Origin of the sequence: Rhizobium sp. PRIMUS64 (genome assembly GCF_023006465.1) — a bacterium.
GTDB lineage: Bacteria > Pseudomonadota > Alphaproteobacteria > Rhizobiales > Rhizobiaceae > Rhizobium > Rhizobium leguminosarum.
Map to the genome: position 1 here is coordinate 39,611 of NZ_JALBGX010000036.1, position 20,271 is coordinate 59,881.

At 61.7% G+C, this 20,271-nt stretch carries 14 protein-coding genes and 1 pseudogene; 10 read left to right on the forward strand and 5 right to left on the reverse strand.

Translation table 11 applies throughout. The features are described from left to right. Positions 1 to 169 precede the first annotated feature (169 nt). From MOV76_RS16415 to MOV76_RS16440, 6 genes and pseudogenes are all read left to right on the forward strand, one after another. A complete protein-coding gene (locus tag MOV76_RS16415) occupies positions 170 to 1,258 on the forward strand; it encodes a LacI family DNA-binding transcriptional regulator (protein WP_018242041.1) in 1,089 nt (362 codons plus the stop codon). Positions 1,259 to 1,677: 419 nt separating this feature from the next. After that, positions 1,678 to 3,384 (forward strand): annotated as a pseudogene (gene ilvB, locus MOV76_RS16420) (biosynthetic-type acetolactate synthase large subunit). 244 nt (positions 3,385 to 3,628) lie between these two features. Then, entirely contained in the window at positions 3,629 to 6,871 is a 3,243-nt protein-coding gene (locus MOV76_RS16425; RefSeq protein ID WP_247264890.1) for an adenylate/guanylate cyclase domain-containing protein, read from the forward strand. Between the two features lie 74 nt (positions 6,872 to 6,945). Then, on the forward strand, positions 6,946 to 7,626 hold the full coding sequence (locus MOV76_RS16430; protein WP_018242038.1) for a peroxiredoxin-like family protein: 681 nt from the start codon (positions 6,946 to 6,948) through the stop codon (positions 7,624 to 7,626). A 111-nt stretch (positions 7,627 to 7,737) separates the two neighbouring features. After that, positions 7,738 to 8,079, forward strand: coding sequence for a hypothetical protein (locus MOV76_RS16435; protein ID WP_026230521.1), 342 nt, complete (start codon positions 7,738 to 7,740; stop codon positions 8,077 to 8,079). A 160-nt stretch (positions 8,080 to 8,239) separates the two neighbouring features. Continuing rightward, positions 8,240 to 8,767, forward strand: a complete 528-nt coding sequence (locus MOV76_RS16440; protein ID WP_018445331.1) for a YidB family protein — start codon at positions 8,240 to 8,242, stop codon at positions 8,765 to 8,767. Positions 8,768 to 8,795: 28 nt separating this feature from the next. Here MOV76_RS16440 and MOV76_RS16445 read toward each other — a convergent pair whose 3' ends face one another. Next, the gene (locus MOV76_RS16445) at positions 8,796 to 10,304 is read right to left on the reverse strand and encodes a winged helix-turn-helix domain-containing protein (protein ID WP_247264895.1); all 1,509 of its coding nucleotides are present in this window, start codon (positions 10,302 to 10,304) and stop codon (positions 8,796 to 8,798) included. Between the two features lie 148 nt (positions 10,305 to 10,452). On the opposite strand from MOV76_RS16445, the gene MOV76_RS16450 reads away from it, so the two are divergent. The 3 genes from MOV76_RS16450 to MOV76_RS16460 all read left to right on the forward strand — a co-directional run bounded on the left by MOV76_RS16450 (position 10,453) and on the right by MOV76_RS16460 (position 12,903). Then, positions 10,453 to 11,619, forward strand: coding sequence for an MFS transporter (locus MOV76_RS16450; RefSeq protein ID WP_247264891.1), 1,167 nt, complete (start codon positions 10,453 to 10,455; stop codon positions 11,617 to 11,619). 115 nt (positions 11,620 to 11,734) lie between these two features. Continuing rightward, positions 11,735 to 12,223, forward strand: a complete 489-nt coding sequence (locus MOV76_RS16455; RefSeq protein ID WP_112903097.1) for a MarR family winged helix-turn-helix transcriptional regulator — start codon at positions 11,735 to 11,737, stop codon at positions 12,221 to 12,223. Next, a complete protein-coding gene (locus MOV76_RS16460; protein WP_247264892.1) occupies positions 12,223 to 12,903 on the forward strand; it encodes a GNAT family N-acetyltransferase in 681 nt (226 codons plus the stop codon). Before MOV76_RS16455 ends, MOV76_RS16460 begins: the two co-directional genes overlap by 1 nt. Before the next feature lie 14 nt (positions 12,904 to 12,917). Here the strand turns inward: MOV76_RS16460 and MOV76_RS16465 are convergent, their stop codons facing one another. Then, positions 12,918 to 15,764 (reverse strand): pitrilysin family protein, encoded by a 2,847-nt coding sequence (locus MOV76_RS16465; protein WP_247264893.1) that lies wholly within the window; start codon positions 15,762 to 15,764, stop codon positions 12,918 to 12,920. A gap of 300 nt (positions 15,765 to 16,064) precedes the next feature. Between MOV76_RS16465 and MOV76_RS16470 the strand changes: the two genes are divergently transcribed. Beyond that, entirely contained in the window at positions 16,065 to 17,033 is a 969-nt protein-coding gene (locus tag MOV76_RS16470; RefSeq protein ID WP_115157531.1) for a substrate-binding domain-containing protein, read from the forward strand. A 71-nt stretch (positions 17,034 to 17,104) separates the two neighbouring features. Here MOV76_RS16470 and MOV76_RS16475 read toward each other — a convergent pair whose 3' ends face one another. From MOV76_RS16475 to MOV76_RS16485, 3 genes are read right to left on the reverse strand one after another with little or no spacing between them, the layout of a single operon-like run. Beyond that, a complete protein-coding gene (locus MOV76_RS16475; RefSeq protein ID WP_113544166.1) occupies positions 17,105 to 18,370 on the reverse strand; it encodes an ABC transporter substrate-binding protein in 1,266 nt (421 codons plus the stop codon). A 26-nt stretch (positions 18,371 to 18,396) separates the two neighbouring features. Further along, entirely contained in the window at positions 18,397 to 19,233 is an 837-nt protein-coding gene (locus tag MOV76_RS16480; RefSeq protein WP_113544167.1) for a carbohydrate ABC transporter permease, read from the reverse strand. Next, positions 19,230 to 20,153 (reverse strand): carbohydrate ABC transporter permease, encoded by a 924-nt coding sequence (locus MOV76_RS16485; protein ID WP_113544168.1) that lies wholly within the window; start codon positions 20,151 to 20,153, stop codon positions 19,230 to 19,232. Before MOV76_RS16485 ends, MOV76_RS16480 begins: the two co-directional genes overlap by 4 nt. Positions 20,154 to 20,271: the final 118 nt, after the last annotated feature.

The following is a 20,271-nucleotide window of genomic DNA, read 5'->3' on the forward strand; positions in this document are numbered from 1 at the left end:
ATCACGCAGTGGCCAGGATGGCTATTTTGTACTGGCAATGGCCAATAACTGATAGTGTTGCAACAATTCATGCAATTGCCAGCGCTTTCAGATAGATGCTAATATTAATTAGCCGAAACGACGATCAATCCACCCGACCCTATTATCCCGAGAGAGACAGTTTCCACGAATGCGAAAACCCAAGACCCAAAATAAGCCTGCGCGCGTGACGATGATGGACATCGCCGCGGCGGCTGGCTGCTCGCAGGCGGCCGTCTCCTTCGTCCTCAACGACACGCCCGGCACCCGTATCTCACAGCAGACGCGCGACCGCGTATGGGAGGCGGCGCGCGCGCTCGGCTACATGGAGAAGACCTATACGACGAAGGCCTCCTATTCGGGACTGGACAACGTCATCGGTTTCGCCGTGGATCAGCTCGCCACCAGCCCGGAAGCGATCGTTGCGATCGAAGGCGCGCGGCAAGCCTCCTGGAACGCCGGCAATGTCCTTTTGGTAACCCAGACGCTCAGTGATCCCGTCATGGAGCCGAAAGCAATCGAGGCGTTGACGAGCGGAGGCATATCGGCGCTCATATATATGACAATCTATACCCGCCAGGTGGAGCTTCCTTCCTATGTCCGCAAGCTTAACATCCCGACGGTCCTGCTGAACTGTTATACGGCGGACCATGCTTTTCCCGCCGTGGTGCCGAGCGAGATCGCGGGAGGGCAGAGCTCCACGCGACATCTGATCATGCATGGACACCATCGTATCGCGACGATCACCGGCGAAATCTGGATGCAGGCTGCGCAGGACCGGCTGACGGGATATCGCCGCGCGCTGGCGACCGCCGATATACCCTTCGATCCGGAATTGGTCATTGAAGGCGACTGGTCGGCCAGTGCCGGCTATGCCTCCACGATGAAACTGCTTGCTTTGAAAGAGCCGCCCACCGCGATCTTCTGCCAGAACGACCGCACCGCCATCGGGTGCTACGAAGCGCTCAAGGATGCAGGGCTTCGCATTCCCCAGGACATGTCGGTGGTGGGTTATGACGACGAAGAAATTTCACGACATCTCGTACCCCCGCTGACGACTTCGGTCCTTCCACATCTTGCCATGGGGCAATGGGCGATCGAACATCTCAACCCGGAAAGTACGCCCGGCAAGCGCTATCCGATTGCGAAGCTCGAATGCTCGCTGGTTAATCGTCACTCCGTAGCCGCGCCGCGGGCCGAGGCGCGGCAAATCCTCGATGGCGCATATACCTCGCCATAGGATTTGGGTTCGCGCCGGGACCGAACGCCGCCGGCTGGCACGGAACCCCTGACCGGCGCGCATTGGAGGAAGTGGTCGAAGTCGCTTCGCGGACGATAGAACGGGAGAGTTTGCCTTTGGTCGATAGGTTGCGAACGGGTTGCCCCCTGCCCTTGCTTTGTCACTGACCGAACCACTGATCTCAAACATTCTCAACCACAGACACACTCTGCGCAGAGACGACGTTGACGACGTGTAGATTTGGAGCTAGCTCTATCGCCCATGAAAATCGCAATGGTTCTCGTAGTGGTGATATCGCGCATGGGCAGGACGGTCTGATCGTCCGGCAATAGCCACCCATGCGCCGAAAACAGGTCCCTGACGGGGCCTTTTTTTATGCCCCGTCGCACCTATCACCTCACTCACGACGGAACCCAGATATGACCGGCGAGAAAGCCAACTCTTCCCTCAATACCCCTTCTGATCGTCTCATGAACGGTGGCGAGATCGTTATGCAAGCGCTGCGCGACAACGGTGTCGAACACATTTTCGGTTACCCCGGCGCAGCGGTGCTGCCGATCTATGACGAAATCTTCCAACAGGAGGATATTAAACATTTCCTGGTGCGCCATGAGCAAGGCGCCTGACACGCAGCCGAAGGCTATGCCCGCTCGACGGGAAAGGTCGGCGTCATGCTGGTGACATCGGGACCAGGGGTCACAAATTCGGTTACGGCGCTGCAGGATGCGCTTATGGATTCCATTCCGATCGTCTGCCTCTCCGGTCAGGTGCCGACAAGCCTGATCGGCACGGACGCCTTTCAGGAATGCGATACGGTCGGCATCACCCGTCCCTGCACAAAGCACAATTTCCCGGTCCAACACATCGACGATCTGGCCAAAACGATCCATCTGGCTTTCCGGATCGCGGCGGCCGGTCGACCCGGCCCTGTTCTCGTCGACATGCCGAAGGACGTGCTCTTCGCCAGCGGGACCTACGTCTCACCTGACAAGGTATCTCCCCTGCCCAGCTACCAGCCCGCAATGCAAGGCGATCAGAACGCGATCCGGGCGGCTGTCGCATTGATGGCCGAAGCCCGACGACCTATCATCTATGCCGGCGGCGGCGTCATCAACTCGGGGCCGGAGGCGTCACGATTGTTGCGTGAGCTCGTCGACCTCACCGGCTTTCCCATAACGTCCACCATCTTGGGGCTTGGAGCCTATCCCGCCACCGGGAGGAACTGGCTACGCGTCGCCGGACAGGACGGCTCGCATGAAGCCAATATGGCAATTGGCGATTGCGACCTGATGATCGCCATCGGCGCGCGCTTTGACGACCTTGCGACCTCGCGCATCCATGAGTTTTCGCCTCACTCGAAGAAAATCCACATCGATATCGATGCCTCGTCGATCAACAAACGCGTTCCCGTCGATATCGGCATTCAAGGCGACGCCGCGCACGTGCTGGCGGATATGCTCCATGCCTGGCGGTCACTTTCCTCTGTCCCCGACCAGAAGCGGCTGCGGGCGTGGTGGACACAGATCGACCATTGGCGAGCCCGCCATTCGTTTTCCTACGAGCGGCTGGACCATACAATCATGCCGCAACACGCCCTGGAGCGTCTGCATGCGCTGACAAAGCCACACGACCCCATCATCGCCACGGAGATCGGTCAGCAGATGTGGGTGGCGCAGTTCTTCGGGTTCGACAAACCTAATCGCTGGATTACCTCAGGGGGATTGGGGACTATGGGCTTCGGTCTTCCTGCCGCCCTGGGGGCGCAGCTCGCAAATCCCGGCCGCCTTGTCATCGACATTGCGGGCGACGCGTCGGTGCAAACGACGATGAAAGAGCTGTCGACGGCGATACAGCATCAAGCGCCGATCAAGATCTTCATCTTGAGCGATGAGCATCCGGGCATGGCGCGAGAATGGGGTCAAGTGCCGGATGGCAATGGTCGATCGCGCGCTTATTCGGCCTCGCTGCCCGATTTCACCAAGCTCGCTGAAGCCTATGGTGCCATCGGCCTTCGTTGCGAGAGCCCTCGCGAACTCGATGCCAGGATCGAGGAGATGATCAACGTGGACCGGCCGGTGCTCTTTGACTGCCGGGTTGCAAGGCTCGCCGACGCCCATCCGCAGTGACGGCGGATATCGACACCCCAAAAGCAAGCCATGCGATCCAGCAGCCGCCGCACGGTAAGTCCATTCGTTCGTGAACGCTCATGACGCCAAGATCGCCGTTCTCGAGCTGCCGAAGCTGTCCCCAGATCCGCCGCTTGTTTAGTGCTTGCGGGCCTGGGGCAGCAGGTTCATGCTTGTCCCCTGTCTGAGGCCTGCTGGTTGCGGCTGAAATAGCCGTACATCGGGGTTTCGTGAGATGCGTCCGATGGAGTGCAGCGGCTGCGGGTTCGATATTCAGAGCGGTTTTGCTTTCTGTCCGCGATGCGGCGCAAAGCAACCACTCTCCTGTGCTGCCTGCGGCCATCCTTGTCAGCCCGATTTTGCCTTCTGCCCCCGATGTGGTGCGTCGATACCAGGCACAGCGCAGTCCGCATCGAAGCCGAAGATCGAGGCGGTCCTGTCTAAATCGGAGGGTGACGCCGACCGGCGGCCGGTGACCGTGCTCTTTGCCGATCTCTGCGGCTTCACGACGCTGAGCGAGCAGATCGACCCTGAAGTCATGCGGGTGCTGCAGAACGAATTGTTCGAAGAGATGACCCAGGCAGTCGAGGCCTATGGCGGCTTCGTCGACAAGTTCGTCGGCGATGCGTTGCTGGCGCTGTTCGGCGCGCCGGTCGCTCACGAGGATGATCCCGTCCGGGCGCTCGGTGCCGCACTTGACATGATCGGTCGAGCGACGCAGGTCGGCGAGCGCTGGCATGCTCGCGCCGGTGTGCCGCTGCGTCTGCATATCGGCATCAATAGCGGCCCTGTCGTCACCGGTGGCTTCGGTGCGGTCAGTACAAAATCCTATTCCGTGACCGGCGACACGGTGAACACCGCCCAACGCCTGCAGTCCATGGCCGGCGAAAACGATATCCTCGTCGGGCCGCTGACCTATCGCCTCACCCGCCACGCCTTTGCCTTCGAGAGCCTCGGCGCGCAGGCGTTGCGCGGCAAAAGCGGAAACGTCCTTGTCCATCGGCTGACCGGGCTGTCGGAAGCGCCGCATACGGCGCGCGGGCTCGAGAGTCTCGGCCTTCAGGCACCGATGATCGGACGGGATACGGAAATGTCGCGGTTGCTGACATGCCTCGACCTTGCCTGCGGCGGCGCGGCGCAGCTTGTCCGGCTGATCGGCGAAGCGGGCATCGGCAAGTCGCGGCTGGTCAACGAATTCGTCGCAATTGCCGGCAGTGCTGCCCGTTTCCAGGGCCTCGCCATCCGCAAAGCGACCTGCTCTCCGCTCGGCGAACAATCCTATGGCACGCTCGGCGCGGTGGTGCGCAGCGCCTACGGCATCGGCGAGCGGGATGATCTCGACAGGGCGCGGCAATTGCTGGCAACGGGGTTCCGCGCGCTCGATCTGACCCAGGATGAGGTCGAGGGACTTTTGCCGCTGTTTCTACATGTCCTCGGCCTCGGCGATCCCGATGGCGCGTTGCGGTACATCGAGCCGGAGCAGTTGCGGCGGCAGATCTTCTATGCCGTCCGCACCGTCTTCGAGCGGCGGCTGGCGCAAGGTCCGCTGCTGCTTGTCATCGAGGATCTGCACTGGGCGGACGCCACCTCTCTGGAAGTGCTTCGCTTCATGATGGACCGGCTGGAGCGCAGCCGGTTGATGCTACTTGCGATCTACCGGCCGACATCGCAGACCGACCCTCTGGACTCCAATCGTGTCAGCGTCACCGTGCAGCGTCTTGCCCCACTCTTTGTGGCCGACGGGCAGAAGCTGCTTGCTGCGTTTTTTGGCGTGGATCATGGCAAGTTGCCGGCCACGATGCGCAAGCGCATCCTCGACCGCGCCGGCGGCAATCCGCTTTTCATCGAAGAAATCCTTCGGGCGTTGATCGACATGGGCACGTTGCACAATGACGGCCAGCGCTGGCATGTCGCAGCGGAAGACACGGATGTCGATATCCCGGTGAACCTGCAAGCCCTGTTGCTTGCCCGCGTCGATCGTCTGCCACAGGAGATCAGACGGCTGGCGCAAGAGGCGGCAGTGGTCGGCCCGAAGTTCGATACCGCCCTGCTCCGCACCGTCGCCACAGAGCCGGCCGCCATCGATGCTGCATTGGATCATCTCTGCGATGCCAATATCATCGAAGAATTGCGCGGGCCCGATGCGGGGCAATCGCCGGGCTATCGCTTCAGCCAGACGCTGATGCACGACGTCATCTATCACAATCTCCTGCTTCAACGGCGCATGGAACTTCATCGACGGATCGGCCAGGTTCTGGAACGTCAATATGGCGCAGCACCCGACCGGCCCGAGCACCTGGCGCAGCTCGGCCATCACTTCAGCCTGACCACAGAAAGGGCCAAGGGGGCCAGCTATCTGATGGCGGCGGGCGATCTGGCGCGCAAAACCTACGCCAATGACGATGCGATGCGCCTCTATCGTCAGGCCCTTGCCGCCCTCGCAAACGAGGTGGAGGTTACACCAGAGCAACTCGCGCTGCTGGAGCGTCTTGCCGATCTCTGCGGTCCCGCCGGTCTCCGCGACGCTGCCTTGAACCACTATCAGCGAGCGCTTGCGATCCACCGCAACAACAACCCTATCGCCGCAGCGCGGATATTGCGCAAGGTCGGCCGTTTGCATCTCGATGCAGGACGCCGCGATCAAGCGGAGACACATTTGGCCGAAGCCGAAGCAATAATCGCAACAATCGATGCGCCGGTCGAACGTGCACATGTCCTGCAGGAGCGCGGCCATCTGGCCTTCCGCATGGGGGATCAGGCCGCTGCCGCCGAGTGGGCGACGCTGGCACTGCAATCCCTGCAAACGCTGCCGATCGACGGGACGACCGAGGCCGGACGGGAGACGGCGCGAGCGATGGCGGAGGCGCTGAACACCAAGGGTGCGGCCTTTGCGCGGCTCGGACGTCGCCGCGAGGCCGTGCAGGAAGTGGAGCGCAGCCTCTCGGTCGCCGAAAAGGCCGATCTGCAAAGTGCTGCCTGTCGTGCCTATTCCAATCTCGGCGTTCTCTACACGATTGTTGATCCGGCCAACGCCATCAAGATCTGCCGGCGCGGACTGGAGCTTGCGACCCGTATCGGCGATCTCGGCTTCCAGGCGCGGCTTCTCGCCAACCTCGCAGTTGCCTGCTGCACCTTCACCGATCGCTGCGCTGCCGAGGGTGTACCGGCTGCGGAAAAGGCCGTCGAAATCGACCGGGCACTCGATCAGCGCGACCATCTCTCCGTGCCGCTGATCGTGCTGGGCCAAATTCATCAATGCCACGGGCAACCGAAGCTAGCTCGTAAGTATTACGAGGAAGCCCTTGAGGTTGCGAAGGAAATTGATGAACCGCAACTGCTCTTTCCGTGCTATGATGGCTTGGCGACACTCAGCCTTGAGCATGACGACATGGACGAGGCGGAACGGTATTTCACCCTGGCACAGGATGTGTGCATCCGCCACAACCTCGATCCTGGCACGCTCGTCGTCCTGCCGTTTCTCGACTGACTTGCCCTCGTTTCAGTGATCGCCGGAGATCGATTAGGCAAATCGATTCAACAATATAAAGGGAGGAACGAAACATGCATGAGAACCACGCCGGAAGACCGCTAAAGCCGGGAGATCGCGCGCCGAACGTGGTGCTGGACGCAATCACCCGCCAGGGCAAGGTCGCCATCGACGATTTTCGCGGCCAGAAACCGGTGCTCGTCGGCTTGTTCCGCGGACTGCATTGCCCGTTCTGTCGCCGGCAGATTGCCGCCATGGCCGAACTCACCGATGCCTTGCAGGAGAAAGGCATCGACAGCCTGACCGTTGTCAACACGCCGATCGACCGCGCTCGCCTCTATTTCCGCTACCATCCGCTTCCCAATCTGCTGGCGGCCTCGGATCCGGAACGGGTATCGCACAAGGCCTTCGGCCTGCCGAACCTTGAGTTTACCGAAGACGAGAATGACTGGCCGCACAAAATCAGCATGAGTGCGGTGACGTCGATGCGCATCGACATGCCGGACGAGCTTCCAGCGCCCATGGACCTGATGGCGGCGGTGGACTACCTCGACAAGGCGGACGGCTATGAATTCACCGAGGACGACAAGCAGATGATCGCCACCGGCCACGGCCAACTTGTCGGCGAATTCCTGCTCGATCGGGATGGAATCGTGCGCTGGTGTTTCACGGAAGTGGAGGAGGATGGTCGCCATATGTTCGGCGGTCCCGCCCCTCGGGAAGTGATGTCGGCAGCGTCGAATATGGCTGTTTGAAGCGAATGATCTGGGACGGCGCGGCGTGCCCGCGCCCATTCCACTTATCTTGAGGAACAAAACTCGCATGTCGATGTTGTCCTTGCGATGGCATGGCCATGGGAGGTACTCATGCGGAAATCACTTCAGTTCATACTCATCGGCTCGGCGGCCTTAACCGGGTTGACGATCTCGCCGACGATCGCGGCGGCGCAAGATTTGGAGTTGCGTGTCGGCCCCGGTGGCCTCGGCGTTTACGAACGTGATCGCGACCCTGATCGATATGACCGATATGACCGGCGCGGACCACGGGGCTGCGATCCTGACGACGCTCTCGACATCGCACGCAGCGAAGGGTTTCGCAGGGCACAGATCGTACGCATGTCTTCCCGCACTATCGTTGTGCAAGGGATGACGCGCCGTGGACCGGAACGAATGACCTTTGCAAACAGGCGAGGTTGCCCGGAAATCTGACCGCTGCGTGAGCAACGAGGTGGACGGCCGGGCCTTCGAGGCCGCAAACGAATGCGGACGGCGCGGCCTTGTTTCCAAACCGGCGCGGAACCTTTGAGCACTCAGGACATTGCGTCCTTGCGGCGCGCCGCGCTGCAGGAGCACCATAGGAGGATTCATCATGATGAGCGGTCAATTGAAGGCGCTTCTCGCCGTCCTTGCCGTTGCCGGCTACCAAAACAGAGACAAGATCGGGGAGCTCCTGCGGGGCATCCAGAACCCTCAGCAGGCGGGCGCAGGAAACCAGCAGCCCGGCGGGCTTGGGGGCCTTCTTGGCGGACTGGGCGGTTCGGGCGGTCTCGGCGGCCTTCTCGGTGGGCTGACATCAGGCGGTATCGTCAGCGGTGGTCTCGGCGACCTGCTGAAGACGTTTCAGCAGAATGGTCAGGGTGACAAGGTGGAGTCGTGGATACAGCCCGGTCCGAATGCCGACATCGATGACGGCCAGCTCGCGGAAGCACTAGGTCCGGACGTTCTCAACGAGATCGCTGCCAATACCGGGCTTTCGCATCAAGAGATTCTTGGGCGACTGAAGCGCGATCTTCCCAAGGCTGTCGACGACCTGACCCCAAACGGAAAACTGCCCACCGCCGAAGAGGACTTTTTGTCTTCCGCGAGCCAATCAACTGCGCGGCCCGGCACCGTCTAGATCGAGCCGTCTTCGAGGCGCGCCGGCGTCACTCCGGAAGCCCCGCCTTGCGGTAGCCGTCAACGAAATGCTCAAGCGTCCGGGCGTCGCGGAAGGGTTCCGTCGCTGCCCAGTGGCGGGTTGAAAAATGCGGGTTGGCGACGAGGAACAGTTCGGCCTCGGCGCGCGCCTCGTCGAGCCGGCCAAGTTGGGCAAGACTTGCCGCCAGGAAACGGCGTGAGCTTGTCCGATAGGTCTCGTCCCTGCGCAGCGTCTCGACGGCGGCTTCGTATTGGCCGGCGGCATATTGCGCCTGGCCGAGCGCCAGATAGTACCAGCTTGCCGGAAACGGGTTCAGCCGGAAGGCCTTGGCAATATGCTCAAGACCTTCCCCGACCCGCCCGGCCAAGACCGCAATGTCGGATAGTGCCGCAAAGGTGTCGGCCTCGTTCGGGTCGAGTTCGATCGCCTTGGCGAATTCCGCATCCGCCTCGGCAAAGCTGCGCTCATAGGCAAGCAGGTAAGCCAGGATCCAGCGGCAGCCGGCATCATTAGGATCGATCGCGACGGCCTTGCGCACCAGCTCCAAAGCTAGGCTACGGGTGGGTTGCGTTGGTCCGCCGGAATGCACCTCTCCCATCCAGTGGTTCATGGCAAGCCAGCGATAGGCCTCGGCATAGTTGGGATCGAGGGAAATCGCGCGCGTCAGCATCAGATGCGCTTCCCGCGCTGTCTGCGGCGTATCATCCATCAGCCTGCGCGCCCGCACGCAGAGATCGTAAGCCTCGAGATTATTGGGCCGATTGCGCGATGGCGGTGCCCGCAGCCGCCCGAGCAGCGCTTCGACGATCTTGCCAGTCACCTCGTCCTGAACGGCAAAGATATCTTCGAGGCTGCGATCGAAGCGTTCCGCCCACAGATGATCGCCACTTGCCGCATCGACCAGTTGAGCGTTGACGCGCACGTGCCCTGCTACGCGTCTTGCGCTTCCCTCCAGAAGGTAGCGCACGCCGAGCTCCTCGGCGATCTCGCCTACGTCCCTCGCCTTTCCCTTATAGGCGAGGGCCGAGTTGCGGGCGATGACGAACAGGCCCGGTATCCTGGACAGGTCGGTGATCAGGTCTTCGGTCAGCCCATCCGTGAATGATTCCTGTTCGGGATCGTTGCTGATATTCACGAAGGGCAGCACCGCGATCGATGGTTTGTCAGGCAGCGGCAAAGGTTTTCGCTGCACGCCGCCAAGTTGATTGATGGCGCCTATGAAGCGGTAGCCGACGCGCGGCACCGTGGAGATCCATTCGCCGCCGTCACCGGTCGGACCGAGCAGCTTGCGCAGTTGCGCGATCTGAACGGTGAGGTTGCCTTCCTCGACCGCCCTGCCCGGCCACGCCGCATCCATCAACTCAGCCTTGCCAAGGATTTCGCCGGGCCGCCCGACGAGTGCGGCAAGCAGCATTACCCCGCGGTGGCCAACGGCAACGGGATCATCGTTCCGAAGGAGCGTTCCCGCAGCCGGATCAAGCACGAACGGTCCAAAGGCAAAACGCGATCCCTGCATGAGGCGCATCTATAATCCGTTTGGACGTTTTTGAGAACTTTTTGGGAAAGCTTAAGTACGGCACTCCCGGCCTCCTGCAGAATTCATCCTCTTTGACGTTGAGGCTTTCTCGGCCCTTCAAACCATACGGTCTGACAAGGACATCTGCATGACTGCCGAAAGCATCACATCAGCGCGCACTGATCGGATCCCATGGGCCGCGATGGCGGGTATCATCGCGACCGTCACGGTATTCGCCGTGGCACAGGGGCTGACCTATCCGCTGCTCAGCTTCATCCTGGAGCGGCAGGGAACGACATCGGGCCTGATCGGCCTGTCGGCGGCGATGACGCCGTTGGGCTTTATCCTATCCGCGCCCTTCATTCCGGCGCTGTCGCAGTGCCTGGGCGGGGCGCGGCTGGCGATCCCTTGTTCGATCCTGGCTGCCCTCACCCTGATTACGATTGCCTGGATGCAGGACATCTGGGCCTGGATGCCTCTGCGCTTCCTGCTCGGCTTCTTCGCCAATCCGCTTTACGTGATCAGCGAAACCTGGTTGATTTCGATCACGCCGGCGCCGCGCCGGGGCCGGATCATGGGCCTCTATTCATCGATCGTTTCGGGTGGCTTCGCCATCGGACCACTGTCGCTCGGCCTCACCGGCACCGAGGGATGGCCGCCCTTCATGATCGGCATTACGGCCTTTGTTCTCTGCGGCCTGATCGTGCTTGCCGTCGCCGCTCGCCTGCCCGAGATGCCTAACGAAGGCGAGGCAACCTCGGTCGGAGGCTTCTTCGTACTGGCGCCGCTGCTGCTGTTTGCGGTTTTCACGGCCGCCGCCTTCGAGCAGATTCTGCTTTCCCTATTCGCGGTCTATGGCTCCGCACTCGGCAGCGCCGAGGGACGCATCGCGTCGCTCATCACCTGTTTCATCGCAGGCAATGCCGCGCTGCAGATTTTGCTCGGGCGGGTCGCCGAACGGTTTGGCTCGACGCGGATCATGTTATTCTGCGTCCTGGCTTGCCTGGCCGGCTGCCTGCTGCTGCCGTCGGTCTTCACCACGTGGCTTATCTGGCCGCTGGTGTTCGTCTGGGGCGGGGTCTCGTTCGGGATCTACACCCTGTCGCTGATTCAGCTCGGCGAGCGTTTCACCGGTCAGGCCCTGATCGCCGGTAACGCGGCCTTCGCCTTGGTATGGGGCATCGGCGGCATCGTCGGCTCGCCCGCGACAGGACTGGCGATGCAACTGATCGGACATCAGGGTCTGCCATTGTCCCTTGGGCTGCTCGGCTGCGTGCTGGCGGTGTTTCTGATGGCCAGGACATGGCGGGGCTGATTGAGGCTCTTGCTCGTGCCGCCCTGCCCTGGCCTCGTCTGCCGACCACATTCGAAGGAGAATTGCCACAATCTATAACACGTTATATAACATCCAATACAAATGAGGAGTTGGCATGGTCGAGGATGTAGTCCGGACGCTGGGGTTTCTCTGCATGGGCAGCCGGCTGCGGCGCATCGGAGAAAGGCTGCAGGCCGATACGCAGCAGGTCATCGACGAGGCCGGTCTCAGCATCCAGGCGGGCCAGTATCCATTCCTTGCAGCGATCGACCGGGCCGGGCCGCTGACGATCGGAGAGCTTGCGCAGGCGGTGGGCATCACCCAGCCCGGCGCAACGCGAACCACCGGCCAGCTTCTCGAACTCGGTTACGTCGACATGCAGCCGGCGCCGGACGATCAGCGTCGCAGGCTGGTCTCGCTGACCGACAAGGGACAGGAGCTCGTCGATCATTCAAAGAAGGTGATCTGGCCGCGCATCGCAGCCGCCGTTGCCGATCTCTGCGGCGATCTCGACGGACCGATCCTCGAACAGCTGGCGGCCATCGAGGATGGGCTTGCGGTGGCGCCGCTTGCACGCCGCAGCCCTGTCAAGGAGGAAGGATGATGAAACATATTCTCGACCGGCCGATCTGGAGCGCACTGGAAACCGCACATGCAGATCTCGCAGAAGGCAATGAGAAGGCACGGCGATACCCGCCGTCAATCGTCCCCTTCGCGGCGTCCGCCGACGATGCGCCGGAAAGCCTCGACGCCCTGGAGGAACTGCCGGCGCCGGAGGAGAGCATGATCCTCGTCGAAGCCGGGCCGATCGCCATTCCACCGAGCCTGGCTATCGTCACAGAGGCATCGGTGGTCCAGATGGTGGCCGAGCGGCCCCACGCGCGGATTTCCGATCCCCGCATCGAGCCCCTGACGGAGACCGATGCCGCCGACATGCTGGCGCTGGCGACACTGACCAAACCCGGGCCGTTCACCCTGCGAGCCCAGAGCCTCGGCAGCTTCTGGGGGATCAGAAGCGAGGGCCGCCTGGTGGCGATGGCCGGGCAGCGGATGCGGCAGACTGGCTTTACCGAGCTTAGCGGACTTTGCACCCATCCCGATTTCCAGGGGCGCGGCCTCGGCACCCTGCTCTTCCGTTTCGTCGCCGGCGAAATCGCGTCCACCGGCGACACGGCCTATCTACATGCCTATGCGGCGAATACCTCGGCCATTTCCCTCTACGAAACCCAGGGCTTCGCTCTTCGCTCGGAAATGAACATGCGCGTGGTCAAACGCCGTTCGTGAGCGGAGCTCACGACCTATCGTACCGCCGCCGGCAGCACCTCGAATTTCCAGAATTTTTCAGGGCTGAAATAGGCCGTGGCAAACGCGCGGATATCCCCGGCAGTGACCTTGCCGTAGCCGCTGAGACTATCGCGTATCCGGTCTAAACGACGCGAATCCTCTTGGGCGTGGTGCAGGTATGCGATCCAATATTCGTTGCTCTGCTGCTGATGCTTCAATGTCTCGATGATGGGTTCCCGGGCGCGCGCAAGCTCGTCTTCGGAGACGTCATGCGACCGCAGATCATTGGCGGTCTCGTCGACAAGTGCATAGAAGCGCGCAACCTTTGCCGGGTCGGTCTCGACGTAGAAATATGCGTAGCCGTAGCCCGGGATTTCCCTTGACAGGTCAACGTCGCCCTGCACGGCATAGCTTGAGCCTTCTGCAATGCGAAACTGGTCGATCAGCCTGTTTTGGATAATCTGGGTGGCAATATTGGCGGTTAAGGACCGGGGCAGATCGGAGAGCAAATCGCCGATGGAAGCTCCTACCGCGGCGGCGGCGTTATCCGCCCTGCCGTTATGGGTCTGCAAGACGGGCTTCTCGGTCGTCGCCGGAAAGCGCACTTCGTCCCGATCGTTGCTCAAGGCCGTCTCCGGGCGCGGCGGCAAAGCGCCAAAGGTTTCAGCCGTCAGCCGGATTGCGTCGTCCACGGTTACGTCGCCGACGATGGTGATGTCGATCGGGCCATTGGAAACCATAGGCCGGAACAGTGTCTCGAATTCGTCTGGCTTGGCGGCGGACAACTGCGCGCGGTCGGGGAAGGTCCAGCGCGGGTCGCCGGAATGCACGAGACCTGCGAAATCGCGGCTGAAAACGCCGCCGGGCGACGCGTCATACTGATCGAGGCCGCTCAAATAGGCCTGCTGCACACGCTTGAACGCCTCGGGGCGATAGGCGGGATCGGAGGTGTATGCGCTCATCAGCTGCAACTGCGTCGCAAGATCTTCAGTCCGTGTACGACCGTCGAACCTGAAGGAACTGTCGCCGACCGAGAAGTCGACGCCGACAATGTTGGCCGTCAGCGCTTTCTGCATATCCTGGTAATCCATGGCCTTTACGCCGGACAGCACGACGGCCGGAGATGCCCAGATCGCGGCGGAACGGTCGTGCGGCAGGTCCAACCGACCGCGGCCGATATCTTCGCGCACTAGCACTTCGTTGGCACGCAGCTTGGTTGGCTTGACGGTAAGCCGTACGCCGTTGGAAAAGCGCACCATGGTCAAGCCGAGATCTTCAACCGCACGACGTTCGACCACAGCGCCCGGTTCGCCGAAATGGGTGTAGGGCCAGGCAACGTCAGTTGCACCGGATGGTGCCGAGACGGCAATGGCCTTTGAAGCGTCATAGACCCGCCGAACCGTGTCGGCTCCGCCCTCAGGTGATTGGTCCGCCTGCAGCACGACCTGCGGACCGTTGCCGGAGAAAGCACGCTGCAGGGCCCGATTGACCTCGTCCGCTGTGACGCCGTTCGTCATCGTCTCGAACATCGAGAGGTCTTCGGCGGGTGAGGTGAAGACTTGATCGTCATCGACGCTGCGAGCCAGCATGGAAGCAATGTCGGTGGTCATCCGCGTCGCGGCTCCGGCCGCAGCAGCCTGCAGGGCCGAGCGATATTCGCGGATTTCGCGATCGATCTCCGCCTGCGCAACGCCGAACTCCTGGATCCGGCGCTGTTCCTGGTCAATGGCCGCGAGCGCCGCCTGCCATTTGTCCGGCTCCGAATTCGCCGCGATCAGGACGACATGGGCGGAATCGAGGAGATCCTGGGAGCCGACGTCCGCACTGATGAAAGGGGCATCCGCCTTGCTGGCGATGGCGCTCACCCGACGTTTGAGCACCAGGAAACCGAGATCCTCAATAAGCCCAGCGCGGCGCTTGGCGAAGGTGTCAGGCGCGGCGTCATAGGGACGCGTCCAGGCGATCTGTATGCTGGTCATGCCGCCGGGAACGACGATGACCTCGGCGCTTTCGCTTTTCGTCACAAGCGTGCCAAGATCCGGTTTTGTCGGCGCCGGACCCACGGCCTCCCAGTCGCCGAAGCGCTGCCGGATTTCGACTTCCATGGCGGCGGGGTCGATATCGCCCACCACTATCAGGGTTGCCCGATCGGGTCGGTAATTGGCCCGGTAATAATCACGGACGAGGTCTACGGGCGCATTGCTGATGATGTCGGCTTTGCCGATCGGTGCGCGCATGGTCGCGCGCTGGCCGGCGAGCAGCGAATTCATGATTCCGAGTGACGCGCGATACTGCGGCGTGTCGCGCAACCGCTCCTCCGACAGGATGACGCCGCGTTCGCGATCAAAGGCGCTGGCATCGAGGGTCAGCTCGCTCGCCGTGTCGCGCATCAGCATCAGGCCCGTCGAAATTGTGTCTGCATCGACCTCGGGCAGATCGAGCGCATAGACGGTCTCGTCATACGAGGTATGGGCGTTGGTGTCCGGTCCAAAGGCCAAGCCCTTGCGCTGCAAGATACGGATCATCTCCCCTTCGGCGACATGTGTCGAACCCTTGAAGGCCATGTGCTCGAGAACATGCGCCAGGCCCTGTTGGTCGTCGTTTTCGTCGAGCGAACCGGAGCCAATACGAAAGCGGATAGCTGCCTGTCCGGGCGGCGTGACATTGCGCATGATCGCAAACCGCATACCGTTGGCGAGCGTGCCAAAATGCACATCGGACTCGGCTTGGATGTCGCTTTGCGTTTGTGGCCAGGACACGGACGTGGTGTCCGCATGGGCTGGCAACGCGAAGTTTGCGACAAGGGAGACCGTCGCAAAAAACCACCACGCCGTGGAGCATTCCATTTTTTTGTGAGACATTCTTGTCCAGGTGATGAGAATGAAGTGGGTAGATGGCGTAAACTTGACTATTCCACAGGTTGCATTCCCCAGCAACTTCCTTGTGTGTGAATAAATAAGAAGCAGATAATTCTGCCTAGAACAGGATGATTTTAGGCCCGGTCGGCCTAAATCTGAATCCTGTTCTCAATTAAAGAGTTAAGCATGATGTCGTCCGAAAACCGCTCACACTTTTCGGCATCATGCTCTGGGTGTCAGATCATTGTCATCGAACCCGCCTAAAGGATTGCGCCTCGATGCTGTCACCAGGAGGCGCTTTCGATGGCGACATTGGAGCAGGTCGCATTCCGGGCAGGCTGCTCGCTGGCGACCGCAAGCCGTGTCCTCAACCGCAACGGACCCGCCAGCGATTTGATGGTGCGCAAGGTGCGCCGCGCGGCCGCAGAACTCGGTTATCACTCCGCCGGCCGGCTCGGGCGCAGGCCGGTGGTCGGCGTGCTGATCCCGAGCATCACCAATCCGGTCTTTGCCTCGTCGCTGTCAAGCATCCAGAATCGCATGCTGGTGGCCGGCCACGGCGTATTGATCGCCCAGTCGAATTACGATCCGGCGCGCGAGGCCGATGCCGTCGCCGCACTCTTGAACGACCGGCCGACCGGGCTGATCCTCACTGTCTGCGATCCATCGACCAGCAAGGCGCTGCTTGCGAAGCTCCCGCCGACCGTGCTGCTCAACAACCTGCCGACGGCGCAGTTTCCGGCGGCTGTTACCGCCGACAACCGCGGCGCGGGCCGCGAGATCGCAAGCTTCCTGATCGGCATGGGCCATCGCCGCATTCTCTTTCTCTCCGGCAATTTCGCCACCTCCGACCGCGCCCATCTTCGCTACCGTGGTTATCTCGACGCCATGGCCGAGAACGGGCTGACACCCCTCGATGCGGTGCAGATCCCCTTTGTCAGCGGCTATGACCAGCTCGATCTTGGCGTCACAATGAGCTTACTTGCGCCGACGGCGATCATCGCCTCCAATGATCTGCTGGCGCTCGGCGTCATCGGTGCGCTGAAGCGCGAGGGGCTGTCGGTGCCCGGAGATGTTTCAGTCGCCGGCTTCGACGGCATCGCCATCGGCCGGCTGATCGACCCGCCGCTGACGACCATCGAAATGCCGGATGCCAGCATGGGCGCGACGGCCGCCTCGCTGCTTCTCGACATGGCGGAGAATGCCGCGCCCGCCCGCCATCTCGACGTCGCCTATACGCTGCGCCGCGGCGGCACGGTGCGCGCCATCTGAAGCTTCGGAAACGGGAAGGCCGCCACACGCGCGGCGTGGCGGCCCTGCCCTATTCCCAGTAAGGAAGGCGATCAGCTGCGCGGCAGCATGTCCTCGACGTCAGCAGCTGCGTCGTCGAGTGCTTCCTTCGGTTCGGCCGACTGGTCGACGATGCGCGAGAGGTTGTCGACGATTGTCTGCGTGACCTTGACGCCGTTCGAGCCGGGGAAGGCATACCACGGGATCATCACCGGCATCTGGCTGAGGCCTGCCTGGAACAGCGGGTTTTGCTTGTAGAAGTCGCCGAGATAATCGGCCGATTTCGCGGCGAGCTCGTTGTTCGGGACATAGCCGGTGCCGGGGACGACGACGGAGGCGCCGTAAGGACCGGCAGCGAATTTGGCAAACTTCCAGGCAGCATCCTGCTTGGCGGCGTCATGCGTCAGGATGACGACGGCGTTGCCGCCGGTCGGCAGATGTCCGTTCACCGGATCGATCAAAGGGATCTTTGCCGTGCGCAGATCGAACTTGTTGCCGACATTCTTGATCGTGTTGCGCAGCGCGCCGGTTGTCTGGAACTCGAAACCGACCTTGCCGGCTGCAAAAGCCTGTTCGCCGGCGGCCTTGGTGAACACAGGCATGCCGCCTTCGGTAACCAGGCGATGCAGGACCTCGACGGCCTTCTGGCCTTCCGGACCGTTGAAGGCGACCTTGCTTTCGTCCTCGCTCAGCATCTTGCCGCCGGCGCCGAAGAGCAGTGCCGAAAACATCCAGTCATCGCCCTGCCAGCGGAAATCGATGCCATCGACACCATTGCCGAGCGCCTTGATCTTGCCGCCGAGCGCGATGACCTCATCCCAGGTTTTCGGCGGGTTTTCAGGGTCGCCACCGGCCGCCTTCACGAGATCGGCGTTGTAATACATGATCGGGTTGGAGGTCGCGAAAGCCAGGCCCACCTGCTTGCCCTTGACCTGGGCGAGCTTGAGGATCGTGTCGGAGAAGCCCTGTTCGGCCATGTTGCCGTCCTTCTGGACGAGCGGGCCGAGGTCGACGGCGACGTCGCGTTCGTCGAGCATGCGCAGGCGGTTGAGTCCGATGAAGGTGATATCGGGCATTTCGCTGGTGCCGACCTGGCGAAGGATCGTCTGGATGCCTTCTTCATAGGTGGCCGACGGGCTGGCGAACTGGATCTTGATATCGGGATTTTCTTCCATGAATTTCTTCGAGATCGTGTCCATCACGTCCTTGAAGAAGCCCGGCATCGGGTAATGAACCGTCAGCGTCGTCTCGGCATGCGCGGGAAGCGCGATAGCCATCGAGACGGCCGCTGCGGCGAGAAGCTGGGTGATATGTTTCATCGCTCGTTCTCCTGGGTTGAAACCGGTCAGCCTTTGAGACCGGTCATGGTGATGCCCTCGACGAAGCGCTTCTGCGCAAGCAGGAAGGCGATGACGAGGGGAAGGGTAATGATGAGGGTCGCCGCCATCAGCGCGCCGTAGTCGTCGCCGGCCTCGGCGGCGCGGAAATACATCAGGCCCAGCGGCGGGGTGGCGTAGTCCTGCTTGCTGATGACGATCAGCGGCCAGTAGAGATCGTTCCAATGGGCGACGACCGAAAAGATGGCGAAGGCGGTGACCGCCGGCCAGGCATTCGGCACGATGACGCGGGCGACAATGCCGAGTTCCGACATGCCATCGAGACGCGCGGCATGGATGAGGTCATCAGGCATGGCGCGGAAGAACTGCAGGAACATGAAGATCGCGAAGACCGAAATGGTGAAGGGCGCGACAAGGGCGGCATAGCTGTTGAGCAGCGCGGCGCGGTCGAAGGCGACATAAAGTGGCAGCGCGGTCGCATGAATCGGCACCAGCAGACCGAGCATGACAAGCACCATCATGGCGCGGGCAGCGCCGAAGCGCAGCTTCGCCATGGCGTAGGCGCAAGGGATCGCCACCAGCACCTGGAAGAAGAAGATCAGCCCGCAGACGACGACACCGTTCCACAAGAGCTGCGCCATCGGCACCCGGCTCAAGGCCTTGGTGAAATTCTCGACATAGGTCAGGTGCGCCGGGATCAGCGACAGCGACGAGGTGAAGATGTCGCTTTGGGCCTTGCCTGCCGTCGAGATCATGAAGACGTAGGGCGACAGGAAGATCATTGCGCCGAGGGAAAGCAGTGTCAGCCGGATGATTCTGCCGAGGGAAAGAGCGCTCGTTATCATGTGTAATGCACCCGGCGATCGAGAACGCGGTACTGCAGGAACATCAGCACCACCAGGATCAACAGAAACACCACCGTCATCGCCGAGGCATAACCGACGCGCAGATAGACGAAGCCTTCCTGGTAGATCGTGAAGAGCAGCACTTCCGACGCCTTGTTCGGGCCGCCGTCGGTCAGCGTCTTCACCGTTTCGAAGACCTTGACTGAATTGGTGATACTGATGGTGATGACGAAAAGCGTCGTCGGCCCGAGCATCGGCCAGGTCACCAGCAAGAAGCGGTCGAGGGAGGATCTGGCCCCATCCACTTCGGCGGCCGCGTAAAGCTCACGCGGGATCGCCGTCAGTCCGGCAAGGAACAGCACCATGTTGAAGCCGGCCGATTGCCAGACGCCGATGATCGAGAGGCTGTAAAGCACCGTGCCGGAACTGCCCAGCCAGTTCGGGCCGGGAAGCCCGACAAGGGCCAGCAGTGCGTTGACCGGGCCGATTGTGGGGTGGAACATATATTGCCAGACGGTCGCCATGGCGACGATCAAGGAGGCGACCGGCAGGAAATAAGCGGTGCGGAAGAAGCTGCGCGCCTTGGTCTCGCTCTCGATCAGCATGGCAATGCCGAGACCGAGAAGGATCGAGATAGGTGCGACGATCGCGGTATAGACCGTCGTATTCCAGAGCGACTTGCGAAACGTCCGGTCAGTGATCAGGTGTGCGTAATTCTCGAAGCCGACGAAACGGAACTTGCCGTAGCCGAGTTCGAAATCAGTGAAGCCGAGCACGACGACGGCTGCGACCGGCAAAAGCACGAAGAGGAACAGCAGGGCCATCGCCGGCAGCACCAGCATCCAGGCGATGCGGGCCTCACTGCGCCGATGCGCAACGGCCGCATCGTGTGGCACGGCCATGGAGACGATGCTAGCCATGCGCCCTCTCCCGTGGGGCATCTCTTGAAGCAAGCCCGGCATCTCTTGCAGCGAGCCCGGCATCGCTTTTGGCGTGCCCGGAATGGGCGGCGCCGAGCCAGGCATCTGCAGCAGCAAC